This window comes from Paucibacter sp. PLA-PC-4 (assembly GCF_026241155.1).
GTDB lineage: Bacteria > Pseudomonadota > Gammaproteobacteria > Burkholderiales > Burkholderiaceae_C > Roseateles_E.
Genome location: NZ_JAPFGP010000051.1, coordinates 1 through 1,610 on the forward strand (window position 1 = coordinate 1; position 1,610 = coordinate 1,610).

Annotated in this window: 1 protein-coding gene; it reads left to right on the forward strand. The window is 65.0% G+C overall.

Going from position 1 to position 1,610, the window contains the following annotated elements; all coding sequences use genetic code 11:
• Positions 1–80: 80 nt before the first annotated feature.
• On the forward strand, positions 81–1,481 hold the full coding sequence (locus OOZ63_RS28795; RefSeq protein ID WP_266009308.1) for an IS1182 family transposase: 1,401 nt from the start codon (positions 81–83) through the stop codon (positions 1,479–1,481).
• The last annotated feature ends 129 nt before the right edge of the window (positions 1,482–1,610 follow it).

A 1,610-nucleotide genomic window follows, 5' to 3' on the forward strand; every position in this document is an offset into this window, starting at 1 on the left:
CAGTCCGTGTCAATACTCTGACGCTAAGCTGAAGGCCTGAAGACAATGCCCTGCAACGCAAGTTGCAGGGCATTGTTCTTATGGGCTACGTGCAAGGACAGAGTCGAGACCAGGGCAGCCTGTTTCCGGTGTCGCTGGACGAGTTGATCGGACCGGAGCATGTGTGCCGGGTGATCGCGGCGTTCGTGGCGCGGCTGGACCTGAAGGCGCTGGGTTTTGCTCGAGCCCACAGCAAGGCCACAGGCCGCCCGCCGTACGACCCGGCGGACCTGCTGATGTTGTACCTGTACGGCTACCTCAATCGGGTGCGCTCATCGAGGCTTTTGGAGCGGGAGTGCCAGCGCAACATCGAACTGATGTGGCTGCTGCACCGGCTCACGCCCGACCACAAGACCATTGCCGAGTTCCGTCGCTGCAACGCGCAGCCGCTACGCCGAGCCGGGGCCGAGTTCGTGCGCTTTTGCGCCGAAGCCGGTCTGATCCGCGGAGAGTGGGTGGCCGTGGACGGGACGAAGTTCCAGGCAGTGGCCAGCGGCAAGGCCATCCTGGACGAGGTCCAGCGGGCCGAACTGCAGGCCAAGCTGGAGCAGCGCATTGCGCAGTACCTGCAGGAGTTGGAGGCGGCCGACCAGCAGCAAGGCGAGGCGGAGCTGGACGCTCAGGCGCTGCGCCAGGCGCTGGCGCGGCTGCAGCTACAGCAGGCCGAGCTGGCGAAGGTGGACAGCGACAAGCAGCGCTACGTGAGCACCGAGCCCGAGGCTGTAGTACTCAAGGGCAAGGGCCCGGGCTACAACGTACAGACCGCCGTCGACGCCGAGCATGCCCTGATCGTGGCCCACGAGGTCAACGCGCAGGCGGGTGACAACGGCTGCCTGCAGCGCATGGGCGAAGCGGCGCAGCAGACCCTGGGCGGCACGGAACTCAAGCTGGTGGCGGATGCGGGCTATGCCAATGGCGAACAGGCGCAGGCGCTGGAGGATCAAGGCGTGCGGGTGCATGTCCCCGTCAAGCGCGCGGTCAACAACCAGGGCGAGGGGGACTTGTTCGACCAAGGCCGCTTCACCTACGACGCACAGGCTGACGCCTACGTCTGCCCGGCAGACAAACTGCTGCAGCGCAAGCAGTTGCATCGGGCGGGTAAGGTCGTGATCTATGCAGCGCAGCCCGGCGATTGCGGCGCTTGCGCGATGAAGGCGCGCTGCACGCAGGCCCCACGGCGCACGCTCAGTCGCCATCTCTACGAAGAGGCATTGCAGCGCATCCATCAGCGCGCTACACCCCAGGCGATGAGGCTGCGCCGCTGCACCGTCGAACACCCGTTTGCGGCCCTGAAGTTCCACATCTTCGAGAAGCCCCGCTTCCTGATGCGAGGCCTGACGGGGGCCGGCGCGGAGATCGCGTTGGCGACACTGGCCTACAACGTCAAACGGGCACTGGCGGTGCTGGGTGGGCAGCAAATGTTGCAAAAGCTGGCTATGTGATGCCGGTGCCAGTGTTTGTTGCGGTCCGACACAAAGCTTCGGCTGTTCAGCCCACCATCACGCAATACGCTCCAATGGACACCTCGTGCGCGCCCAAACAAAAGCGCTCCGAGAAACTCGGAGCGCTTT

Excerpts from the sequence above, each read along its gene's own strand:
- OOZ63_RS28795 (WP_266009308.1), top strand. The coding sequence starts at position 81 with ATGGGCTACGTGCAAGGACAGAGTCGAGACCAGGGCAGCCTGTTTCCG.